19 protein-coding genes are annotated in these 22,007 nt (G+C 73.1%); 11 read left to right on the forward strand and 8 right to left on the reverse strand.

What is annotated here, in order from left to right:
- The first annotated feature begins 12 nt into the window (after nt 1-12).
- Nucleotides 13-843, forward strand: a complete 831-nt coding sequence (gene mltG, locus QIY60_RS25850) for an endolytic transglycosylase MltG (RefSeq protein WP_283144571.1) — start codon at nt 13-15, stop codon at nt 841-843.
- Nucleotides 844-878: 35 nt separating this feature from the next.
- Here the strand turns inward: mltG and QIY60_RS25855 are convergent, their stop codons facing one another.
- Complete coding sequence (locus QIY60_RS25855) at nt 879-1,961, reverse strand: NAD(P)-binding domain-containing protein (protein WP_283144572.1); 1,083 nt, start codon at nt 1,959-1,961, stop codon at nt 879-881.
- A gap of 53 nt (nt 1,962-2,014) precedes the next feature.
- Nucleotides 2,015-3,232 (reverse strand): LLM class flavin-dependent oxidoreductase, encoded by a 1,218-nt coding sequence (locus QIY60_RS25860; RefSeq protein WP_283144573.1) that lies wholly within the window; start codon nt 3,230-3,232, stop codon nt 2,015-2,017.
- Nucleotides 3,233-3,581: 349 nt separating this feature from the next.
- On the opposite strand from QIY60_RS25860, the gene QIY60_RS25865 reads away from it, so the two are divergent.
- Nucleotides 3,582-4,001: a YjbQ family protein gene (locus tag QIY60_RS25865; RefSeq protein WP_283144574.1), complete on the forward strand. Its 420-nt coding sequence runs from the start codon at nt 3,582-3,584 to the stop codon at nt 3,999-4,001.
- Between the two features lie 3 nt (nt 4,002-4,004).
- Here QIY60_RS25865 and QIY60_RS25870 read toward each other — a convergent pair whose 3' ends face one another.
- Complete coding sequence (locus QIY60_RS25870) at nt 4,005-4,592, reverse strand: TetR/AcrR family transcriptional regulator (protein WP_283144575.1); 588 nt, start codon at nt 4,590-4,592, stop codon at nt 4,005-4,007.
- Nucleotides 4,593-4,837: 245 nt separating this feature from the next.
- Between QIY60_RS25870 and QIY60_RS25875 the strand changes: the two genes are divergently transcribed.
- The 8 genes from QIY60_RS25875 to QIY60_RS25910 all read left to right on the forward strand — a co-directional run bounded on the left by QIY60_RS25875 (nt 4,838) and on the right by QIY60_RS25910 (nt 13,162).
- Entirely contained in the window at nt 4,838-5,416 is a 579-nt protein-coding gene (locus tag QIY60_RS25875) for a 2Fe-2S iron-sulfur cluster-binding protein (protein WP_283144576.1), read from the forward strand.
- Nucleotides 5,413-6,405, forward strand: coding sequence for a xanthine dehydrogenase family protein subunit M (locus tag QIY60_RS25880; RefSeq protein ID WP_283144577.1), 993 nt, complete (start codon nt 5,413-5,415; stop codon nt 6,403-6,405). The genes QIY60_RS25875 and QIY60_RS25880 overlap by 4 nt, the downstream gene beginning before the upstream one ends.
- Nucleotides 6,402-8,543: a xanthine dehydrogenase family protein molybdopterin-binding subunit gene (locus tag QIY60_RS25885; protein WP_283144578.1), complete on the forward strand. Its 2,142-nt coding sequence runs from the start codon at nt 6,402-6,404 to the stop codon at nt 8,541-8,543. The genes QIY60_RS25880 and QIY60_RS25885 overlap by 4 nt, the downstream gene beginning before the upstream one ends.
- On the forward strand, nt 8,536-9,723 hold the full coding sequence (locus QIY60_RS25890) for an XdhC/CoxI family protein (RefSeq protein ID WP_283144579.1): 1,188 nt from the start codon (nt 8,536-8,538) through the stop codon (nt 9,721-9,723). Before QIY60_RS25885 ends, QIY60_RS25890 begins: the two co-directional genes overlap by 8 nt.
- A gap of 81 nt (nt 9,724-9,804) precedes the next feature.
- Nucleotides 9,805-10,377, forward strand: coding sequence for a toxin (locus tag QIY60_RS25895; RefSeq protein WP_283144580.1), 573 nt, complete (start codon nt 9,805-9,807; stop codon nt 10,375-10,377).
- 10 nt (nt 10,378-10,387) lie between these two features.
- Nucleotides 10,388-11,602, forward strand: a complete 1,215-nt coding sequence (locus QIY60_RS25900; protein ID WP_283144581.1) for an MAB_1171c family putative transporter — start codon at nt 10,388-10,390, stop codon at nt 11,600-11,602.
- Entirely contained in the window at nt 11,599-12,588 is a 990-nt protein-coding gene (locus QIY60_RS25905; protein ID WP_283144582.1) for a DNA-binding protein, read from the forward strand. The genes QIY60_RS25900 and QIY60_RS25905 overlap by 4 nt, the downstream gene beginning before the upstream one ends.
- An 85-nt stretch (nt 12,589-12,673) precedes the next feature.
- Nucleotides 12,674-13,162, forward strand: coding sequence for a DUF3574 domain-containing protein (locus QIY60_RS25910; protein ID WP_283144583.1), 489 nt, complete (start codon nt 12,674-12,676; stop codon nt 13,160-13,162).
- Between the two features lie 4 nt (nt 13,163-13,166).
- Here the strand turns inward: QIY60_RS25910 and QIY60_RS25915 are convergent, their stop codons facing one another.
- From QIY60_RS25915 to QIY60_RS25935, 5 genes are all read right to left on the reverse strand, one after another.
- Complete coding sequence (locus QIY60_RS25915) at nt 13,167-16,034, reverse strand: NHLP bacteriocin export ABC transporter permease/ATPase subunit (RefSeq protein ID WP_283144584.1); 2,868 nt, start codon at nt 16,032-16,034, stop codon at nt 13,167-13,169.
- A 1-nt stretch (nt 16,035) separates the two neighbouring features.
- Nucleotides 16,036-18,309, reverse strand: a complete 2,274-nt coding sequence (locus QIY60_RS25920) for an NHLP family bacteriocin export ABC transporter peptidase/permease/ATPase subunit (protein WP_283144585.1) — start codon at nt 18,307-18,309, stop codon at nt 16,036-16,038.
- Entirely contained in the window at nt 18,306-19,112 is an 807-nt protein-coding gene (locus tag QIY60_RS25925) for an HlyD family efflux transporter periplasmic adaptor subunit (protein ID WP_283144586.1), read from the reverse strand. The genes QIY60_RS25920 and QIY60_RS25925 overlap by 4 nt, the downstream gene beginning before the upstream one ends.
- Before the next feature lie 74 nt (nt 19,113-19,186).
- The gene (locus QIY60_RS25930) at nt 19,187-19,414 is read right to left on the reverse strand and encodes a type A2 lantipeptide (protein ID WP_283144587.1); all 228 of its coding nucleotides are present in this window, start codon (nt 19,412-19,414) and stop codon (nt 19,187-19,189) included.
- 380 nt (nt 19,415-19,794) lie between these two features.
- A complete protein-coding gene (locus tag QIY60_RS25935; protein ID WP_283144588.1) occupies nt 19,795-20,847 on the reverse strand; it encodes a chitinase in 1,053 nt (350 codons plus the stop codon).
- A gap of 197 nt (nt 20,848-21,044) precedes the next feature.
- On the opposite strand from QIY60_RS25935, the gene QIY60_RS25940 reads away from it, so the two are divergent.
- Complete coding sequence (locus QIY60_RS25940; protein ID WP_283144589.1) at nt 21,045-22,004, forward strand: tellurite resistance/C4-dicarboxylate transporter family protein; 960 nt, start codon at nt 21,045-21,047, stop codon at nt 22,002-22,004.
- Nucleotides 22,005-22,007: the final 3 nt, after the last annotated feature.

Raw genomic sequence — 22,007 nt, forward strand, 5'->3', positions numbered from 1 at the left:
TAGCGTGGCCGTATGACGGAGTCCACGCGTGGTTCCGGATCCCGAACCCGGCTCACCCGGCGCGGCCGGCTGCTCCTGGGCCTCCTCGCCCTGCTGCTCGTGGTGGGAGGAGCGGTGCTGGTCCTCCTGCTGCGGGAGACCGGCGGCAAGGTGAAGTCCCTGGTCGTCCCGGAGGGCTGGCGGGCCGGGCAGGTGTACGCGGCGGTCGACAAGAGCCTCGGGGTGGCGGCGGGCACCACCCGTCGGGCGGCGTCCGAGGCCGGGCTCGCCCTCCCGGCCGACGCCCGGGGCAACCCCGAGGGCTATCTCTTCCCGGCCACCTATCCGGTGACCGGGAAGACCACTCCGCGCGGACTGCTCGCCTATATGGTCGACACCGCCAACAAGCGGTTCGGCAAGGACCACATCGGCGCCGGAGCCCGGCGGCAGGGCATGACGGTCTATCAGACCGTGGTCGTCGCCAGCATCGTGCAGGCCGAGGCCGACACCACCGCCGACATGGGCAAGGTCGCCCGGGTCGTCTTCAACCGGCTGGCCAAGGGCATGCCGCTGCAGATGGACTCGACGCTCAACTACGCGCTCAACCGCTCCACCCTGACCACCACCCACGCCGACACCCGCACCGACAGCCCGTACAACACCTATGAGCGCGGCGGGCTGCCGCCGACGCCGATCGGCAACCCGGGACAGCAGGCGCTGGACGCGGCGATCGCCCCGCCGCCGGGGGACTGGCTCTACTTCGTCACGGTGGCCCCGGGGGACACGCGCTTCACGGCGGACTATGCGGAACAGCAGCGGAACGTCAGGGAGTTCAACAGGCTCCGGAGCAGCTCAGCGGGCTAGGGCCTGTCCGTTGGGTCCGGCCGTCCGCAGACGCATCACGCCACTTCCAGCGGCGCGTCCAGCAACTTCCGGATCGCCCGAACAGCCGCGCGCCCAGCGCGATTCGCGCCGATCGTGGACGCCGAAGGCCCGTAGCCGACCAGATGGATCCGCTCGTCCCTGACGGCCCGGGTGCCCTCGATCTGGATGCCGCCGCCCGGGGTGCGCAGCTTCAGCGGCGCCAAATGGTCGATCACGGGCCGAAACCCGGTGGCCCAGAGGATGACGTCCGCGTCCACGACCCGCCCGTCGTCCCACGCCACCCCACTCGGCGTGATCCGGTCGAACATCGGAAGCCGGTCCAGGACGCCCTTCTCGCGGGCCGCCAGGATCGCCTCGTTCACCGGCAGACCGGTCACCGACACCACGCTCCTGGGCGCCAGCCCCTGGCGTACGCGCTCCTCGACCATCGCGACCGCCGCCCGCCCCCACTCCTCGGTGAACGGGCCCTCCCGGAAGACCGGCGGGCGCCGGGTCACCCAGGTCGTGGCGGCCGCGTAGTCGGCGATCTCCATCAGATGCTGGGTGCCGGAGGCGCCACCGCCGACCACGACCACGCGCTGACCCGCGAACTCCTCGGGCCCGGGGTAGTTCGCGGTGTGCAGCTGGCGCCCCCGGAACGTCTCCTGGCCCGGGTAGCGGGGCCAGAACGGCCGGTCCCAGGTGCCGGTGGCGTTGATCAGCGCACGCGTGGCATACACACCCTCGGACGTCTCGACGCGCAGCCGCCCGCCCTCGCCCTCCCGTACGGCGCTCACGTCCACGGGCCGGTGCACCCGCAGCCCGAAGGCGTCCTCGTAGTCGGTGAAGTACTCCCCGATCACCTCCGAGGAGGGCCGGGCCGGGTCCGCGCCGGTCAGCTCCATGCCGGGCAGCGCGTGCATCCCGTGCACCTTGCCGTACGTCAGCGAGGGCCAGCGGAACTGCCAGGCGCCGCCCGGCCGGGGCGCGTGGTCGAGGACCACGAAGTCGCGGTCCGGCTCAAGCCCCGCCCGGCGCAGATGGTAGGCGCCGGACAGACCCGCCTGTCCGGCGCCGATGACCACCACGTCCACGTCCTGTGCCCCGAAGTCGTTCACGATTCTACCAACCAAGGGGGGCGCACGGATCTTCCCGGAGGGCGACGCCTGCCCTATAGACCCCCTCCGACCAGCAGCGGAGCCCCGCCGGGCGCCGAGGCCGGGCGTCCGTTGGCCGCCGGTACGCCGAGGAGCGGGGAGGCCGGGATCGTCGGCAGCAGGCCCCGCGCGGCGAGCTCGGGGGTGACGCCCTCGCCGAACCAGTACGCCTCCTCCAGATGCGGGTAGCCCGAGAGCACGAAGTGCTCGATGCCCAGGTCGTGGTACTCCTCGATCCGGTCCGCCACCTCGCCGTGGCTGCCCACGAGCGCGGTGCCCGCGCCGCCGCGCACCAGGCCCACGCCCGCCCACAGGTTCGGGGAGATCTCCAGCTTGTCGCGCTCCAGCGAGCCGCCGCCGTGCAGCGCCAGCATTCGCTGCTGGCCGACCGACTCGCTCTTGCCGAGCGCCTGCTGGGCGGCGGCGACCGTCTCGGGGGCGAGGTCGTCGAGCAGCCGGTGCGCCGTCGCCCACGCCTCGCGCGCCGAGTCGCGCGAGAGGGTGTGCAGCCGGATGCCGAACCGGACGGTCCGGCCCCGCTCCTCGGCCAGCCCGCGGATCCAGTCGATCTTCTCCTTGACCTGCGCGGGCGGCTCGCCCCAGGTGAGGTAGACATCGGCGTGATCGGCCGCGACCGGCCCGGCGGCGGCGGACGAGCCGCCGAAGAAGATCTCCGGCAGCGGGTCCGGCGGCAGCGCGGTGAGCCCGCCCGCCACCTGGAAGTGCTCGCCGTCGAAGTCGTACGGCTGCCCGCGCCAGACGCCCCGTACCACCGAGAGGAACTCCGACGTACGGGCGTAGCGGCGGTCGTGGTCCAAGTGGTCGCCGAAGCGCCGCTGTTCGGTGGAGTCGCCGCCGGTGACGACGTTCAGGAGCAGCCGCCCCCGGGTGATGCGCTGGTAGGTCGCGGCCATCTGCGCGGCGAGCACCGGCGAGATCACGCCCGGGCGGAACGCCACCAGGAACTTCAGCCGCTCGGTGTGCTGGGAGAGGGCGACCGTGGTCAGCCAGGCGTCCTCGCACCAGGTCCCGGTCGGCGTGAGGACGGCCTCGAACCCCAACTGCTCGGCGGCCTTGGCGATCTGGACGAGATAGCCGACGTCGGGCGCGCGGACCCCGCTGACCGGGGCGATGCGGGAGCGCTTGATCCCCCCGTCGGTGTACGCGTGGCGGTCGACCAGGGTGCGGCCGTCGCCGCCGGTGGGCAGGAACCAGTGCAGACGGACGGTCATGAGGCGGCCTTTCCGTAGGTGCGGGGCGCTCCAGAGCGGGTGCCGTGTGGGCGGTGGTCGGGGGAGCGGGCGCGTACGCAGGCCGGACGGTCCCGGGAAGGGTTGCGTCAGCGGGGCGCGCGTACGTCAGGGCTCAGCCGGGTGCGGCGAGGGTGCGAAGGCGCTGAAAGGGCGTCAGCAGCCGCGAGGACACGCGGCGGAGGCCACCCGCAGCAGGTCGATGTGACCGCGCGTGGTGAGCAGAGCTGTACGCACCATGGCGCCGAACGTAGCGACCGGCCAGGACCCGGTCAATGCCGTCTCGCCGGCCGGACGCGCGATCTCGCCGGATGGGCGTGAAGATGGGGCCATGTCCGTCTTCACCACGCGCGTCCTGCGCCTCACCACCGGAACGTCCGAGACCGTCACCGATCTGACCGGGGAGTGCGAGCGGTTCCTCCGCGAGGCGGCCGGCGGCGGCGACGGCCTCCTGAATGTCTTCGTGCCCCACGCCACGGCCGGGATCGCGGTCATCGAGACCGGCGCGGGCAGCGACGACGACCTGCTGGCCGCCCTGCACGTGCTCCTCCCGGCCGACGACCGCTGGCAGCACCGCCACGGCAGCCCCGGCCACGGCCGCGACCACGTGCTGCCCGCCCTCGTGCCCCCGCACGCGACGCTGCCGGTGGTCGCGGGGCGGCTGGAGCTGGGGACCTGGCAGTCGGTGTGCCTGGTCGACACGAACAAGGACAACCCCGACCGGCAGGTGCGGCTGAGCTTCCTCGGATAGGCCTTAGTGGTGCGCTCCGGCGCCCGGCGCCCCCGCCCGCAGCCCGTCCATGACGAGGTCGAGGAGCCGGCCGGCGCGGGCCTGCCAGTCGCCGTGCGGGTCGATCTGCCAGAGCCCGGCTATGGCGAGGACGAAGTCGTCGGGGGTCACGCCCGGGCGGATGGTGCCCGCCTCTTCGTTGGCGTTCAGGAGCAGCGTGACGGCCGCGGTCACCGGCCCGTGGCCGAGCCCGGCCAGGGTGCCCCGGGCGGTGGCCTTGCGCATCGCGTCGGCGAGGCCCGCCTTGGCCATCGCGTACTGGGCGAGGCGGTCCATCCATTCCCGCAGGGCGCGGTCCGGGGCGCGGGTCGCGAGGAGCTGGGCCGCGGTGTCGGCGACCTGCTGCACCTCGTACCGGTAGACCTCCAGGACCAGGGCCTCGCGGTTGGGGAAGTGGCGGTAGAACGTCCCCTGCCCGACCCCCGCCTTCTTGGCGATCGTGCTCAGCGGGGCGTCGGCCGAGCAGGTCAGCTCGGCGAGCGCCACCTCCAGGATGCGCTCGCGGTTCCGCTGCGCGTCCGAGCGCAACGGCCCGTCCTTCTTCTGCTGCACTCGTCCTCCTTCCGCAGGCGCGGACACCGGCCGCCGGGGGGACCCGGCGGATTCGGCTCTTGTTAAACGGACAGCTGTCCGTTAGATTCATGGATAACGGACAACTGTCCGTTTAGGTCCACCATAACGGCAGACGCGGCCGGAGTGGACGGCCGGTGCACGCCCGACCGGCCTCTCGCCCGGCGCGCCCGCCGCAGGTTTCCGATGGACGGCGCTTCGCACACCCACGCGAGAGAAGGCTGCTCATGACCCCATCGACGTCCAGCGCCATCACCTTGAACATCAACGGCGAGAAGCACACGCTGCCCGTCGACCACCGCACCACCCTGCTCGACGCCCTGCGCGAGCGGCTCGATCTGACCGGTACGAAGAAGGGGTGCGACCAGGGGCAGTGCGGGGCGTGCACCGTACTGATGGACGGGCGCCGCGCCGTCTCCTGCCTCCAGCTAGCGGTGGCCGCCGAGGGGCGCGAGATCACCACCATCGAGGGCGTCGCGGACGGCGAGCGGCTCCACCCCGTGCAGCAGGCCTTTCTCGACCTCGACGGCTACCAGTGCGGCTACTGCACGCCCGGGCAGATCTGTTCGGCCCTCGCCGTGATCGAGGAGCACGCGGCGGGCTGGCCGAGCGCCGTGACCGCCGACGTACGGCCGGAGGCGGGCGTGCCGCAGCTGACCGCCGAGGAGATCCGCGAGCGGATGAGCGGCAACCTGTGCCGCTGCGGAGCCTATGTGTCGATCGTCGAAGCCGTGGCGCGGGCGGCCCAAGTCCAAGCGGCCGAGGCCGCTCAGGGCCCGTCGGCCGGGACGGAGGCGGCGGCATGAGGGAGTTCGGCTACCGGCGCGCCGTCGACGTCCCCGGCGCGGTGGCGCTGCTCGGCGCCGACCCCGAGGCGCGCTTCCTCGGCGGCGGCACCAACCTCGTCGACCTGATGAAGTCCGGCGTGGAGCGGCCCGCGCTCCTCGTCGACGTACGCGAACTCCCCCTCGACCGGATCGAGGCGACCGAGGACGGCGGGCTGCGCATCGGCGCGACCGTCACCAACAGCGACCTCGCCGCCCACCCCGAAGTGCGCCGCCGCTACCCGGCGTTGGCGCAGGCGGTCCTGGCGGGCGCGTCGGGCCAGCTGCGCAACATGGCCACGGTCGGCGGCAACCTCCTCCAGCGCACCCGCTGCGGCTACTTCACCGACCTCGCCGCCCCCTGCAACAAGCGCGCCCCCGGCAGCGGCTGCTCCGCCGTCGAGGGCGAGCACCACAACCACGCGATCCTCGGCGCCTCCGCGCACTGCGTGGCCGTCCACCCCTCCGACATGGGGGTGGCGCTCGCCGCCTTCGACGCCGTCGTCTCCTACGAAACGGCAGACGGGCCCGGCGAGTTGCCGCTCGACGCGTTCTACCTGCCGGTCGGCGACACCCCGCACCGGGAGACCGCGCTGCCACCGGGCGCGCTGATCACCGCGGTGACGCTGCCGCCCGCGCCGGTCGCCGCCCTCTCGCGCTACCGCAAGGTGCGCGAGCGCGCCTCGTACGCCTTCGCGATCGGCTCGATCGCCGCCGCCCTGGACGTACGCGACGGCGTCGTCCACGAAGTGCGCCTGGCCTTCGGGGCCGTCGCGTCCCGGCCGTGGCGGGCCCGCACCGCCGAGCGGGCGCTGACCGGGGGCCCGGCGAGCGCCGACGCCTTCGCCGCCGCGGCCGACGCCGAGCTCGCGGCCGCCGAGGCGCTGCCCCACAACGGATACAAGGTGACGCTGCTGCGCAATCTCGTCGTGGCCGTGCTCACCGAACTCGCCGAGGAGGCCGCCCGATGACCACGACCACCGGACCCACCCGGGTCACCGGCGCCGTGGGCACCGCCCACACCCGCATCGAGGGCCGCGACAAGGTCACCGGGGCGGCCCGCTACGCCGGGGAGATCCCCTTCGCCGACCTGGCCCACGGCTGGCTCGTGGTGTCCACCGTCGCGCGCGGCAGCGTCCGCTCGGTGGAGACCGACCCGGTCCTCGCCATGCCGGGCGTTCTCACCGTGCTGCACCACGGCAACGCCCCGCGCGTCGACGCCGACTACACGGGCCTGCTGGGGCGGCCCGACCCGATCGTCGGGCTCTTCCAGAACGACCGGGTGCCGTGCGCGGGCTGGCCGGTCGCGCTGGTCGTCGCCGAGACCTCCGAACAGGCCAGGGAGGCCGCCGAGGCGCTGGTCGTACGGTACGAAACGGAGCCGCACGACGTCGAGTTCGCCCCGGACCGGCCCGGTACGTACACACCGGAGCCACGCGACACGATGGAGACGGACAAGGGGGACCTGGAGCGCGAGCTCGCCGCGTCCGCCGTCGTCGTGGACGCGCGGTACAGCACGCCGGAGGAGCACCACCACCCCATGGAGCCGCACGCGGCCACGGTCCGCTGGGACGGCGGCCGCCTTGAGGTCCACGACTCCAACCAGGGCAGCAAGTGGGTGGCCGACGAGCTCGCCAAGCTGTTCTCGCTCGACCCGGCCTCCGTACGGGTGCTGTCCGAGCACATCGGCGGCGGCTTCGGCTCCAAGGGGGTGCGCCCCCACCAGGTGGCCGCCGCGATGGCCGCGACCGTGCTGCACCGCCCGGTCCGCGTCGTACTGACCCGCCGTCAGATGTTCTCCCTCATCGGCTACCGCAGCCCCACCGCCCACCGGGTCAGGCTGGGCGCCGACGCCGACGGACGGCTGCGCGCCTTCGGCCACGAGGCCCAGAACCTCACCTCGACCGTCCATGAATTCGTCGAGCAGAGCGCCGCGTTCGGCCGGGTGATGTACGACGCCGACGCGCACCGCACCGCCAACCGGCTGGTGCGGCTCGACGTGCCGACGCCGACCTGGATGCGCGCGCCGGGCGAGGCACCCGGCTCCTTCGCCGTGGAGTCCGCGCTCGACGAGCTCGCCGAGCGGTGCGGCATCGACCCGATCGCGCTGCGGGCCCGCAACGAACCGGCCGCCGGACCCGTCTCCGGGCTGCCGTTCGCCGGCCGCAATCTGCTCGCCTGCTTCGAGGAGGGCGCCCGCAGGTTCGGCTGGGCGGAGCGCGACCCGCGTCCGGGAGTGCGCCGCGAGGGGCGCTGGCTGCTGGGGACCGGCACGGCGGCGGCCACCTTCCCGGCGGGCGCCGCCCCCTCCACCGCGGCCGTGACGGCGCAGGCGGACGGCACCTTCACCGTACGGATCACCGCGGCCGACATCGGGACGGGCGCGCGCACCGCGCTGACCCTGATCGCGGCGGACGCGCTGGCGGTCGAGCCCGGCCGCGTCCAGGTGCGCATCGGGGACAGCGACTTCGGCCCCGCGATGGTCGCCGGCGGCTCGACGGGCACCCGCTCCTGGGCCTGGGCGATCATGGCGGCTGCGGCGGACCTGCGCGAACAACTGGCCCTGGGCGGCGACATCCCGCCCGAGGGCGTCACGGCACGGTCGGACACCTCTGCCGCGATCGCCGCGCTGCCCGAGAAGGAGCGGCACTCGTACGGGGCGCAGTTCGCGGAGGTGGCCGTGGACACCGCCAGCGGAGAGGTCCGGGTCCGGCGCATGCTCGGCATCTTCGCCGCGGGCCGGATCGTCAACCCGCTCACCGCACGCGGGCAGTTCGTCGGCGGCATGACCTGGGGCATCTCCATGGCGCTGCACGAGGAGGCGGTCCGCGACCGGGCCTCGGGCGCCCACGTCGGGCCGGACCTCGCGGGCTACCACTTCGCCGCGCACGCCGATGTGCCGCGGATCGAGGCGGACTGGGTCGACGACCCGGACGCGGACGACCCGGTCGGGATCAAGGGCATCGGGGAGATCGGGATCGTCGGGGCCGCGGCAGCGGTCGCCAACGCCGTCTGGCACGCGACCGGCGTCCGCCACCGCGACCTCCCGATCCGCCCCGACCGCGTCCTGCTGGCCGGGAACGGGCCCGACGGGAGCCGACGTGCTTGACATCGCCGAGGAGCTTGACCGGTGGGCGCGCGAGGGCCGGGACTTCGCCGTGGCCACCGTGGTGGCCGTGGGCGGCAGCGCGCCGCGCGGCCCGGGCGCCGCGCTCGCCGTGGACGGCCACGGCACCGCCATCGGCTCGGTCTCCGGAGGCTGTGTGGAGGCGGCGGTCTACGACCTGTGCGTCCAGGCGCTCCAGGACCGCGAGGCGGTCCGCCGGCGGTTCGGCTACAGCGACGAGGACGCCTTCGCGGTCGGGCTGACCTGCGGCGGGGTCGTCGACGTGCTGGTCACGCCGGTACGCGGGGACGCGCCGGACCGGGCGGTGGTCGCGGCGGCGCTCGCGGCCGCCGCCGGGGGCGGGGCCGCCGCCCTGGCCCGGGTGGTCGAGGCCCCGGCCGGACGGCTCGGCCGGGCCCTGCTCGTACGCCCCGACGGATCGTACGAAGGGAGCCTCGGCGGGCTTCCGGGCCTCGACCGCGCCGCCGCGGCCGAGGCCCGCGCCCTCCTGGAGGCGGGGCGCACCGGGGAGTTCGGCCTCGCGGAGACCGGGGAGCGCTGCGGGGCGGGCGGGATCACCGTGTTCGTCGAAGCGAGCGTGCCGCCGCCCCGCATGATCGTCTTCGGCGCCGTGGACTTCGCGGCGGCCCTGGTGCGCACGGGCAAGTTCCTCGGCTACCGCGTGACGGTGTGCGACGCGCGCCCCGTCTTCGCCACCCGGGAGCGCTTCCCGGAGGCCGACGAGGTCGTGGTCGACTGGCCGCACCGGTATCTGCGGGGCACGGAGACCGACGGGCGCACGGTGCTGTGCGTGCTGACCCACGACGCCAAGTTCGACGTCCCGCTCCTGGAGACGGCCCTGCGGCTGCCCGTCGCGTTCGTCGGCGCGATGGGCTCGCGCCGCACCCACGAGGACCGCGACCGCAGGCTGCGCGAGATCGGCCTCACCGAGCGCGAACTGGCCCGGCTGCGCTCGCCGATCGGCCTCGACCTCGGCGCCCGTACGCCCGAGGAGACCGCCCTGTCCATCGCCGCGGAGATCGTCGCCGCGCGGCGCGGCGGGAGCGGAGTTCCGCTGACGGGGTCGCACACACCCATTCATCATGACCCGGACGAAAGGGGCACCGGCGCGGTTCTGCCCCACGCGGCCGAATGGAACTCACGTCAATCTTTCGCGAGTTGAGCGTATGGCATCATGGCCGCATTGTCCGCGGGGATCAGGGGCCCTGAATCACGGGCTCGTTGAATCAGTGAGGTCAATTCCGTGCTGCCTGACTCAGCGTTACCGTCAGCGGAGGACCGTCGGCGCAGGCGCCGCCTGAAAAAGGTCCGCCACACCTGTGAGGCGCTGCTCGCGAAGTGGGGCATGGAGCACGGCTGCGGCATCGAGGAACTGCACCGCTTTCTCAGCGTCCAGAACCGGCGGCCGATCCATCTGATTCCGATGCCGTTCCCCGAGCGCCATCTCTTCGGTCTTTGGCTGAAAATGGACGACTTCGATGTCATCGCTTACGAGAAGGCCGCATCGCAGTCACACAAGGAACACATCATCGCCCATGAGCTGGCGCATATCGCCTTCCAGCACCGCGGCTCTGTGAATTTCGACCGCGGTGACGCGGGACAGCTGTTCACCGACGTCGAACCCGGGGTCGTGCAGAGCATGCTGATGCGCTCGCGCTACAGCGACGACGAGGAGCAGGAGGCCGAGACGATGGCCTCGTTGATCCTGGCCAGGGCCACCAAGCGATGGCTCGAACCCGCCTGGGGCGTCCCGGAGGAGGCCGCGGAGGTCGTCGCCCGGATCGAGAACGGTGTGGGGAAGCCGGACAACGGATGAACGACAACAGATGAACACGGTCTACGGACTCCTGGCGTGGACCTGCGCCATCGGCGGCCTCGCGGCGTTCGCGTACCGGCTGCCCGATCTGCTGCGCAGAAAGCACGACACGGCCCTGTGGGCGCTGTGCACCTATTTCCTCTGCTCCGGGATCAGCTTCCTGGTCGATCTGGACGCCCTGCGGGTGCACATCTCGGCCCTCTTCGGCCGCCCCAACGTCACCTCGCTGATCGTGCAGGTGGCGGTGGTCGTGCTCACCGCGGCGCAGCAGGTCGTCCTCGTGTACTGGTCGTGCCCGCCCGAAGAGGCGCGGCGCAGGGCCCGGCGCCGGGTGCTGTTCTTCGGCGCCGCGCTCTGCGTACTGGTGGCCGCGTCCATCGCCGTCAGCCCGGTGACAAAGTCGAAAACGGCCACGTCGACGATCCTGCTCAGTATTCAGCACGGCGAATACGCGCTGTACATGTCATTCTATTTGGTGATTTGCGCGATTGGCCAATTCGAGACAGTCCGGCTTTCCCTGCGGTTCACCAAGATGGCGAACCGGCAATGGCTCAAGGTCGGCATGCGGACGGTGACGCTGGGCGCGAGCCTGATCCTGGTCTACTGCGTCACGCGCAGCATCCAGATCGCCGGCACCAGGCTGCACTTCGACGGCTCCGCCCTCGACCCCGTGCAGTGGTCCTGCGGCAGCATCGGGGCCCTGCTCCAGATCACCGGCTGGACCATCCCGTCCTGGGGCATCCACATCACCCGCGCGCTCGGCTGGCTGCGCAGCTACCGCTCGTATCTGCGCCTGCGGCCGCTGTGGTGGGCGCTGTACCAGGCGTCGCCGGACATCGCGCTCGACCCGCCGCGCTCCTGGCCGCGCGACCTCATCCCGCCCCGCGATCCGCACTACAGCCTCTACCGGCGCGTCATCGAGATCCGCGACGGCCAGCTGACCCTGCGCACCTCGCTCTCCCTGGCCGACTTCGCGCGCGAGGCCCGCTCCCTCGACCTGCCCGAGGACCCCACCTCGCCGCTTGGCGAGGCACTCCAGGTGCGGGCCGTGCTGAGCCGTCCGCCCGAGGAGCGGGCCGAGCAGGCCGACGCGTCCGACATCCCCGCACGGCCGCCGTACGAGGACTTCCGCGACGAGGTGCAGTGGCTGACCGAGGTGGCCTCCTCGTTCACCGCCCTCGCCCAGAGCCGCCCCCCGCGCGCCGGGGCCCGGGTCACCTCATGAGCGGACGGACGTCGCGGGCCCCCTCGGCCCGCGCGGAGGCGTGCGACGAGGAGGAGCCCGCCGCCCTGATCCCCGCGGCCCTGGGCGCGATCCAGCGCCTGGTCGCCCTCGACGCCTCGCGCGGCGCCACGGCCGCGGTGCCCGCCGTACGCGAGGTCCTGCGCCGCATCCCGCGGCTGTCGGCCGACCCCGCCCGGCTGCGCGGCCACGACCGCGATCTGCTCGCCGCCCTCGCCGAGTTGAGCGAGGTGATCGGCTGGATCCTCTTCGACGCGGGCCACTACCGCCGGGCGCGCCGGATGAACGCCCGGGCCCTCGCCCTCGCGGAGCTCTGCGGCGACCGCGCCACGGCCCGGCTGACGCTGCTCAACCACAGCATGCTGGAGGCCCACACCGGCCGCCCGAAGGCCGCACTGGAAACCGCCGCCCGGGTGGCCGGGCCCCGGCCCCTGCCCGCCCTGGTGGGCAGCCTCGTCCTGGTCCGCCGGGCGCACGCCACCGCCATGCTGGGCGGGAGCCGGGAAGCCGTGGCGCTGATCTCCCGCGCCCGGAGCCGGTTCCTCGACGGCGCGTCCCCGAACGACCCGCCGTGGGCCTGGTGGATCGACCGCACCGAACTCCTCGGCCACGAGGGCTGGGTGCTGTCCCGGCTGCGCGCCTGGGGCCGGGCCGTCCCCCTGCTGTACGAGGCGACCACCGCACCCGGCCCCTCCTACCGCCACCTGTTCACCGCCGAGCTCCTGTCCGCGCTGGTCCGGGCGCGGGCCTGGCGAGAGGCGGAGGAGCTCATCGCGGACGTCGCGCCCCGGGCCGCCGGGATCGGCTCCGTACGCACCACCGAGACGCTCGGCGCCACGGCGGTCCGGCTGCTCGCGAGCCCCGGGGCCCCGCCGAACCTGCGGGAGGCGGCCGCCTTCCTGCTGGAGTCGCTGCCCGCCGGGTCCGGCGGCCCGGACCCCCTCGTCCCTCGGAACCACCCGGCCTGAGAACCACCGGTTCCGAGCGCTCCTTGTTCCGAGAACCACCCGTTCCGAGAACCACCCCCACCGCCCGTCGACAGACAGGACCCGCATGCTGCACATTCGGATTTCGACGCCCGCGGCCGCCGCCCTCGTGGCGATCGCGCTCCTCTTCGCCACCGGGGGGCCGGTCTCCGAGGTCGCCTACGGGACGGCCGCGCCCGCAGCCGCGACCGCGCGGAGCGCCGAGCAGAGCACCGAAGGGCGCGGCAGCCCGTACATCTCCACGCACCTCTACTTCGGCACGGGCCGCCACGGCGGCAAACCACCCATCACAGAAGAGGAGTTCATGAAGTTCGTCGCCGACGCGGTCACCCCGCGCTTCCCCTCCGGCCTCACCCTCCAGGAGGGGCGCGGCCAGTGGCGCGACAAGGACGGCGACATCAACCGGGAGCGCTCGTACGAGCTGACGGTGCTGTATCCCGTCCAGGAGGCCCGCGCCCGCGACCGCGACATCGAGTACATCCGCGGGCTGTACTGCACGATGTACGAGCTGGAGTCGGTCGGCCGCGCCGACGTCCGGGCGCAGGCCAGCTTCTGACGGATCAGCGAGTCCCGGACAGCTGCCGCCGCACCAGCTCGTGGAGCCGCCCGCCCGTGTCCGCCAGGAGCTCGGCGGGCGGCCCCTGCTGGACGACGCGGCCCTCGGACATCACGATCACGCGGTCGGCGTCCAGCACCGTGGAGAGCCGGTGGGCGATCACGACGCGTGTGGCGTCCAGGGCGCGGGTGCTCTCGATGACGACGCGCTGGGTCTCGTTGTCGAGCGCGCTGGTCGCCTCGTCGAAGAAGAGGATCCGGGGGCGCCGGACCAGGGCCTGAGCGATCATCAGCCGCTGGCGCTGGCCGCCGGAGACCGCGCCGCCATTGGCGATCATCGTGTGCAGGCCCATCGGCATCCGCTTGATGTCCTCGGCGAGCCCCGCCATCGCGGCCGCCTCCCACACCTCTTCCTGCGTGAACGCCTCCGCGCCGCAGACGCACTCCAGGATCGACCCGCTGAGCGGCTGGGCGTGCTGGAGGACCACGCCGCACTGGCGGCGCACGGCCGCCCGGTCGAGCGCCGCCAGGTCCTGCCCGTCGTACAGGACGCTGCCCGCGACCGGCCGGTCGAAGCCGATGAGCAGCCTCAGCAGGGTCGACTTGCCGCAGCCGCTGGGGCCGACGATCGCCACGAACTCGCCGGGCCGCACCTTCAGGGACACGTCGTCCAGGACCAGCGGCCCGTCGTCGGTGTAGCGGAAGGACAGGCCCCGGGCCTCGATCTCCCCGGACAGCGCGCCGGGCTGGGTGCCGCTGCCGCGCACCTCGGGCGCCTCGTCGAGCACCGGCTTGATCTGTTCGAACATCGGCAGCGCGGCGGCGGCCGACAGGAACGCCCCGGTGAGCTGGGTGACCGAGGTCAGCAGCATGGTCACGGCGGTGTTGAACGTCAGGAAGGCGCTGGCCGACAGCGACCCGCGCGCCGGGCCCGCGAGCAGCACGAACATCACCAGGGAACACAGCGGCAGATAGACGGCGTTGAGCACGGTCGTCAGGTTCTTGATCCGGTCGGCGCGCTGCTGGAGCTCCCGGCTGCGGGCGAACTCCCGCGCCCACGCCCCGTACGCGAAGCTCTCCGCCGCGGCGACCCGCAGCTTGGGCAGTCCGCGCAGGGTCTGGAACGCCTGGTTGTTGAGCTTGTTGCCGAGCTCGACCAGACGGCGCTGCCAGCGCAGCTCCCAGAGGCCCAGGGCGAGGAACACCGCCGCGATCACGGCGAGCATCCCGAGCGCGGCCAGGGCGAGCGGGACACTGAAGCAGAGCAGCAGCACCAGGTTCATCACGCCGACCGTGCCCGCCTGGACCACCACCGGGGTCAGCCCGGACAGCACCCGGCGAATGGCGCTCACGCCCATCGCCGCGCTCGCCAGCTCGCCGGTGGAGCGCTCGGTGAAGAACTTCGTCGGCAGCCTCAACAGCCGGTCCCACACGGCCGGTTGGAGGGTACTCTCGATGCGCCCCTCCATCCGCAGCAGGGTCAGGTTCTGCAGCAGCGAGAAGGCCGCCGCGACGACGCCGCTGACGATGATCGCCAGCGACACCTGGGCGATCGGGCCGGTCTCGGCCCGGGGGACGTACACCCCGAGCACCTGGCCGGTGGCGAGCGGCACCAGCGCGCCGAGCCCTACCGTGACCAGCCCCGCGAGGACCAGGTTGCGCAGATCGGCGCGGGTGCCGCGGAGCCCGAACCGCAGCAGCCCCCACATGCCCAGCGGCGTATCGGGCAGCGGCCGGTAGAACATCACGGCCCGCTGCTCGAACTCCTCGGCGTTGGCCGCGCCGACCCGGGTGCGCCGCCCGGTCGCCGGGTTCACCGCCTCGTACCCGCCGCGCCGCCACAGCAGGGCGACCGGCGTTCCGCTCGCCGCCCGGCGGCCCACCAGGGGACCGGCGTTCTCGCTCCACCAGCTCCCGTCGAGCCGCACCGGGCGGGTCCGGATCCGGGAGGCGACCGCCACCTGCTCGACGGGGTCGATCCGCTCGCTGACCGCGCCGCTCCTGGACGGCTCGGTGAGGGTGATCCCGGCCGCGCGGGCGACGAGGGAGCACACCGCGTACGTGGCGTCGTCGCTCGCCCCGGCCGTGCGCGAAGGAGCCCTGCCGGGGCGGCCGATGGAGGTCAGCAGGGCCCGGTCGGCCTCGTCGCGGACGGCCTCGCCCGCCTTGATGCCGGCCGCCGTGCGGTCCTCGTGCGCGCGCTCCACGCGCTCGATCCAGCGGTCGAGGGCGGCGAGCAGCCGGTGCTGCCGGTTGACCATGCCCTGCCACAGCGCCCCGTCGACCAGCAGGTCCCCGGCCGCCTCGGCGCTGAACGCGGAGCCGTACTGGACGCTGCCGGGGGAGACCGGCAGCCACAGCACGTCGTCGTCGGCCACCGGCTCGTCGACGGTCGTCCGGCCGTCCAGCGGCGCCTCGAACAGCACGCGCTGGCCGCGCCCGACGCCGAGCGAGAAGGCGTGTTCGAGCAGGCTGAGGGCCGCGTCCCCGGTGTCGTAGTGGCTGCCGTAGCCGCCCTCGTACGCCATCGAGTCGGCGTACGCGGTCCGGTACAGCTCCCGCAGCGGGATCCGGCGCAGCACGCACTCGCGCAGGGGCCTGCCGACGAGGGTGTGCTGCGTCCCCTCCACCGGGCCGAGCAGCAGCGTGCCGGGTTCCAGGCGGCCGAGGAAGTGCCAGTGGCCCTGCGCGGCCGCGTCCACCGCGAACAGGTCGAGGGCGCCGCCCACCACGAGCCACAGCACCTGCGGCCCCTCCAGGGAGAAGCCGCGCAGACCGGTGCAGTCGACCTCCTGGCCGAGGCCGCCGAGCGCCGCCAGGACCGGGTCGTGCCCGAGCGCGCCGGGGCCCGCGAGACCGTGTACGGACGTCACCTCAGTGCTCCTTGACCAGCTCGGCGTACGGCCCGCCCGCCGCGAGCAGCTCCTCGTGGCGTCCGCGCTCCACCACGGCGCCGTGGTCCAGGACCACGATCTCGTCGCTGTCGCGGACGGTGCTCAGCCGGTGGGCGATCACGACGCAGGCGCAGCCGCGCCGGCGCAGATTGTCGATGATGACCTGCTCGGTCTCCGCGTCCAGGGCGCTGGTGACCTCGTCGAGCACCAGGATGCTGGGGCGGCGCACCAGGGCGCGGGCGATCTCCAGCCGCTGGCGCTGCCCGCCGGAGAAGTTGCGGCCGTCCTGCTCGACCCGGCCGTGGATGCCTCCGGGGCGGCGGGCTACGACCTCGTACAGGGCCGCGTCCTGGAGAGCGGCGACGACCGCGTCGTCCGGGATCGAGGGGTCCCACAGCGCCACGTTGTCCCGCACGGTGCCCTCGAAGAGGAACACGTCCTGGTCGACGAAGGAGACCGAGGCGGCGAGCGCGCTGCGCGGGATGTCCTCCAGGCGCTGCCCGTCGATGCGGATCGTGCCCTCCCACGGGGTGTAGAGCCCCGAGATGAGCCTCGAAACCGTCGACTTGCCGCTGCCGGAGCCGCCGACCAGCGCCACCTGCTGGCCCGGCCCCACGGACAGCGAGAAACCGGTGAGCAGCGGCGCGTCCAGCGGGCTGTAGCCGAAGGTGATGTCGTCGAGCGTCACATGGCCCTTGAGCCTGCGGGTGCTCGCCTCCGGCTCGTCGCGCGTGTACAGCGCGTCCACCGGGAAGTTCTCCACGTCCTTGAGGCGGGCCACGTCGGCCGCGAAGTCCTGGATCCGGCCCGCCACCGAGTTGAGCCGGGTGACCGGCGCGGTGAAGCGGGTCACCAGCGCCTGGAACGCGACGAGCAGCCCGATCGAGAGGTGCCCCTCGACCGCCCGCAGCCCGCCGATCCACAGGATCAGCGCGCTGTTGAGCGTGGCGAGCAGCGGGGCGACGACACCCAGCCACGCGCTCGGCACCCCGAGCCGCTGCTGCTCCTCCAGGGTGGTCGCGTGCTGCCCCGCCCAGCGGCGGAAGTACCCGTCCTCGCCGCCGGTCGCCTTCATCGTCTCGATCAGCTGGAGGCCGGTGTACGAGGTGTTGGTCAGCCGGGCGCTGTCGGCCCGCAGCTTCTGCGTACGGGTGGCCCGCAGGCGTACCACCACGCGCATCGCGACCACGTTGAGCAGCGCGATGCCCACCCCGATGACGGTGAGCTGCGGGTCGTAGGTCCACAGCAGGAAGGCGTAGAGCAGCACCACGACGCCGTCGACGCCCGCCGCCGTGAGGTCGCGGGCCAGCGTCTCGGCCACCGCGTCGTTGGACTGGAGGCGCTGGACGAGGTCGGCGGGGCTGCGCTGGGCGAAGAACGTCACCGGCAGCCGGAGCAGGTGACGGAAGAAGCGGGCGCCGCCGAGCGTGGACGAGATCATGCGCCCGCGCAGCAGATTGGCCTGCTGGAGCCAGGTCAGCGCGGCGGTGAGCGCCACCATGGTGCCCATGGCCGCGAACAGCACGCCGAGCAGCGAGGTCTGATCGCCTATCAGGAAGTTGTCGATGTACGTCCGGCTCAGCGCGGGCAGCGTCGCGCCGACCGCCACGAGCAGCAGGCTGGCGAGGAGCGCGACCAGCATCGTGCCGGTGGTGCCGCGCAGCCGCGCGGGCAGCGCGCCGAGCACCCCGGGCCTGCGCCCGCCGCGCCGGAATCCGTCACCGGGTTCGAGGACCAGGACGACTCCGGTGAAGCTGGTGTCGAAGTCCTCGGCGGGCACGAACCGGCGGCCCTTGTCGGGGTCGTTGATGTACACGCCGCGCCGTCCGAAGCGGCGGCCGGCGCCGTCGTAGACGACGTAGTGGTTGAACTCCCAGAACAGGATGGCGGGCGCGCGCACCTCCGCAAGGGCGGCGGGCTCCATCTGCATGCCCTTGGCCGTGAGCCCGTAACTACGGGCGGCTTTGAGCACGTTGCTGGCCCGCGAGCCGTCGCGCGAGACGCCGCACGCGATGCGCAGCTCCTCAAGGGGCACATGGCGGCCGTGGTGCGCGAGCACCATCGCGAGCGAGGCGGCGCCGCACTCCAGGGCCTCCATCTGGAGGACGGTGGGGCTGCGCACGGTCCTCGCCCGCTTCGCCCTCGGCGCCGGCCGCGCCCGGCGCCTGCCCGCGGGGGCGCTCTCGGGGCGGTGGCGGCCGCGGCCGGGGGGCGGGAGCTGCGGGGGTGCGGAGGAGGCGGTCGGTGCGGTCACGGGAGGAGCCAATCGAGGGGGCGCTGGTCGGCCAGATGGACGGAGCCGGTGGCCGGGGTCATGGAGTCGACCGCGTACGGCGGGCCCTGGGCGGAGGACCAGCGGTAGCCCGACTTCGTGGCGGCCGAGCGGTCGAGCTCCACCAGGACCGCGACCGGCCTGCCGTGCCGCGAGAACTGCTCGCCGAGTTGGGCGTCGCCGAGGAAGGCGGCGATCCGCTCGCGGGTCTGGGCGCTGCGGCCGACGGCCGCCACCTTGCCCCGCAGCACCCCGTACTGCCCGCTGGGCACGGACTGGACGGTGAGGTCGACCGGCGCGCCCACCCGGACGGAGGCGCCACCGGCGCCCGGTACGTACAGCATCGCCATCAGCGGGTCGTCGGCGCCGTCGGTCCGCTCGACGCTCGCCACGTCCGCCCCGGTGGCGACGACCGCGCCGATGGCGGCCCGGAGCGCGGTCAGCCGGCCCGCCGCGATGGCGCGCACGACCCGGTCGCCGTGCTCGGTGCGGACCTTGAGGAGCGGTGCTCCGGCGGGGAGGGCCTGGCCCTCCTTGGCGAGCACACCGGTGACCTGTCCGGCCACGGGGCTCTGCAGGACGTAACTGCCCTGGGCGTGGGTGAGGATGCCGGGCGCGCTCAGGGTGGAGGAGACCGATCCGGTCACCGCCCAGAAGCAGGCGGCGGCCATGACGGCCACGGTGACGGCGAGGACGAGCCGCCCCTGCGGGCGCGCGAAACGCACCGGCAGGTCGAGTTCCTCCGGTGACTGGAGCTTGGAAAGGGCCTGTTGACGGAATTGCACGGGACGCTGCCCTCACCTGGGAACGAATGCGGGGAGCCCCGGAACCGAGCGGGTTCCGGGGCTCGCGCGCAGTCTCAGAGACCGGCGACGAGGCCGGAGGCCAGGCCGGTGACCGCGCCGGTGTTCACACCGGTGGTCGACTCGACCAGACCCGTGACCGAGCCCACGATGCCCGAGACCGGGAGGAGCGAGTCGGCGGTGCCGGTCACGTTGCCGAGCGCGGTGCCGACGAGGCCGCCGGACACGTTGTCGAGGTCGGCGTCGGAGATCTCGCGGGTCTCGACCTGGGGGGTGACGTTCATGGGGAAACTGCCCTTCGTGTTGGGGGGAATGGTGTGGGGGGAATCCCTGCGGAGAGGGCCCGTCAGGGGGCTCCGCATGGGGCTGGATCAAAGCACGCCGACGCGGCGCCCAGCCAATCCCACCGGGCCTGATCAGGCCTTCTCCGGTGCTGGATTACCTCCCCGTGCAGGTCCGTTGAGGAATCGGTGGCAGCTTCTTCACGAGCTTCACTTCATGAATTCCGTTCGGGAGGGCGCCCTTTCTCCCAAGTGGGACACTCCGGCCCTTAAGGCGCCCTCCCGCCGGGTGCGGATCCGGCCCGGGCGGGCCGGACGTGACCGGTCTGGGCATGCGGTGTGCAGGTTTGCGGAAGGCGAGGTTCCGGAGTGGAGTAACACAATCAGCGCCCTTGCAGCGCCTTCACGTTGTTGCCGAACGTCCAGCCCTTCGACCCGTCCCAGTTGATCGACCAGGTCATCAGGCCCTTCAGCGCGCCGCCGTAGCGGTTCCACGCCTGCGCCACCAGGCTCGGCGACATATAGCCGCCCCCGGCGCCCGGCTGCGCGGGCAGCCCCGGGACCTGCTTGTCGTAGGGGACCTTGACGGTGGTGCCCTGGACGACCAGGCCCTTGTTGAGGCAGTCGGTCTGGGCGGTGAAGCCCTGGACGGTGCCCGCCGAGTACGAGTCGCCGGAGCAGCCGTACATGTTGCCGTTGTAGTACTGCATGTTCAGCCACCACAGCCGGCCGTTGTCCGCGTATTTCTTCACGATGGGCAGATATGCGCCCCAGATCGACCCGTATGTGACGCTGCCGCCCGTCACGTACGCCGTTTCCGGTGCCATCGTGAGTCCGAAGTTCGAGGGCATTTGGGCGAGGACGCCGTCGATGATGCGGACCAGGTTCGCCTGGGAAGTGGAGAGTCGGCCGATGTTTCCGCTGCCGACGAGACCGGTTTCGATGTCGATGTCGATTCCGTCGAAGTTGTACTTCTTGAGGATGGGCACGATCGTCGCGACGAACCGGTCCGCGACCGCGCCGGAGTTCAGGTCGATCCCGGCCGCCGCGCCGCCGATGGACAGCAGGATCGTCTGCCCGGCCGCCTTGGCCGCGCACATCTCCGCCGGGGTGGCGACCTTCACGGTCGCGTCCATCCCGTCCTCCCACAGCGCGGTGCCGTCGGAGCGGATGACGGGGAAGGCCGCGTTGACGACGTTGTAACCGTGCGCGGCGATACGGGAGTCGGTGATCGGGGTCCAGCCGAACGGCGGGTGGACGCCGTTGGAGGAGCCGTCCCAGTTCTCCCAGTAGCCCTGGAGCACCTTGCCCGCGGGCTTGGACTTGACCGCGCAGGTGTCGCCCTGGGGCGCGGCGGGCGCGGCCGCGGCGGGCAACTGCGCGGCGAGGGCCAGCGTCAGGCCGGCTCCCGCGAGACGTAACATCCGACCGAGCATGGGGGTACCTCCTGGGCTGTGGGGAACCTGGAGACGTACGGGTCCGGTTGCGGTACGGGGTCCGGCTGCGCCACACCGTAAAGTGGTCCAGACCTTCCGTCAATAGGTCTGGACCAAGCCGGGGGCGAGTGTTCCCGGTGGTCCCCTTGGCGCAGCCGAAGTGGCGGGCCCGGCGGCCGCCGCGTACCGATGGCACGGTGACCCGTCCTCCCGGCTCCTGGTGGGCCGAACTCCCCCCGGCGGCCGGCTCCGCCGTCATGGCGACCGGCATCGTCTCCGTCGGCCTGCACCTCGTCGGCCACGAGACCTTCTCGCGCGCCGCGCTGGCGCTGGCCGGCGCGGTGTGGCTGGTGCTCGCCGCCGATTTCTCGGCCCGGTTCCTGCGCGACCGCCCGCGCTGGCACGCGGAGGCCGACACCCCGCCCGCGCTCACCGCCGTCACGGCCACGGCCGTGCTCGGCACCCGGCTCTCCCTGCTCGGCCGGCAGACGGCCGCCGCCGCGCTGCTGGCGCTGGCCACGGTGCTCTGGCCCGGGCTGCTGTACTCGGTCGTACGCCACGGGAAGCGGCGGATGCCGGGCGGGGCGTTCCTGGTGTGCGTCGCCACCCAGGGGTTGGCGGTCCTCGCAGCCGTGCTGGCGGCGGCGGGCGAGGGCGAGTGGCTCGCGCGGGCGGCCCTCGTCGTCTTCTGCTTCGGGGTGCTGCTCTACGGGGAGGCGCTGGTCCGGTTCGACTTCCGCCAGGTGTGGACCGGGGCGGGCGACCAGTGGATCGCGGGCGGCGCGCTGGCGATCTCCGCGCTGGCCGGCTCGAAGCTGACCGCGTCCCCGCTGTGGACCGGGGGCGCCCATCAGGCCCTGCGCACGGCCACCCTGGTCCTGCTCGGCCTCGCTCTCGCCTGGTACGCCATTCTGCTGACGGCGGAGGTGGCCAGACCCCGGCCGCACTACGACGTACGGCGCTGGGCGACCGTCTTCCCGCTGGGCATGGCGGCCGTGGCCACGCTCTCCACCGGCGCCGCCGCCCACGTCAAGGGGCTGCACACATTGGGCGTGGTGCTCTTGTGGGTCGCGGTGGCGGCCTGGGTGCTGACGCTGGCCGGTTTCCTGGTGACCCGGGTGGGAGCGGGGCGGCGCGGGGAGGCGGCGCCCCGGTGACCG

The organism is Streptomyces sp. BPTC-684 (assembly GCF_030028635.1).
Lineage (GTDB): Bacteria > Actinomycetota > Actinomycetes > Streptomycetales > Streptomycetaceae > Streptomyces > Streptomyces noboritoensis.

What these genes read in the sequence shown, in the direction of transcription:
- QIY60_RS25905 (WP_283144582.1), top strand. Translation starts at nt 11,599, where the DNA reads ATGAGCGGACGGACGTCGCGGGCCCCCTCGGCCCGCGCGGAGGCGTGC.
- QIY60_RS25910 (WP_283144583.1), top strand. Translation starts at nt 12,674, where the DNA reads ATGCTGCACATTCGGATTTCGACGCCCGCGGCCGCCGCCCTCGTGGCG.
- QIY60_RS25875 (WP_283144576.1), top strand. Translation starts at nt 4,838, where the DNA reads ATGACCCCATCGACGTCCAGCGCCATCACCTTGAACATCAACGGCGAG.
- mltG (WP_283144571.1), top strand. Translation starts at nt 13, where the DNA reads ATGACGGAGTCCACGCGTGGTTCCGGATCCCGAACCCGGCTCACCCGG.
- QIY60_RS25935 (WP_283144588.1), bottom strand. Translation starts at nt 20,847, where the DNA reads ATGCTCGGTCGGATGTTACGTCTCGCGGGAGCCGGCCTGACGCTGGCC.
- QIY60_RS25860 (WP_283144573.1), bottom strand. Translation starts at nt 3,232, where the DNA reads ATGACCGTCCGTCTGCACTGGTTCCTGCCCACCGGCGGCGACGGCCGC.
- QIY60_RS25900 (WP_283144581.1), top strand. Translation starts at nt 10,388, where the DNA reads ATGAACACGGTCTACGGACTCCTGGCGTGGACCTGCGCCATCGGCGGC.
- QIY60_RS25865 (WP_283144574.1), top strand. Translation starts at nt 3,582, where the DNA reads ATGTCCGTCTTCACCACGCGCGTCCTGCGCCTCACCACCGGAACGTCC.
- QIY60_RS25880 (WP_283144577.1), top strand. Translation starts at nt 5,413, where the DNA reads ATGAGGGAGTTCGGCTACCGGCGCGCCGTCGACGTCCCCGGCGCGGTG.
- QIY60_RS25930 (WP_283144587.1), bottom strand. Translation starts at nt 19,414, where the DNA reads ATGAACGTCACCCCCCAGGTCGAGACCCGCGAGATCTCCGACGCCGAC.
- QIY60_RS25885 (WP_283144578.1), top strand. Translation starts at nt 6,402, where the DNA reads ATGACCACGACCACCGGACCCACCCGGGTCACCGGCGCCGTGGGCACC.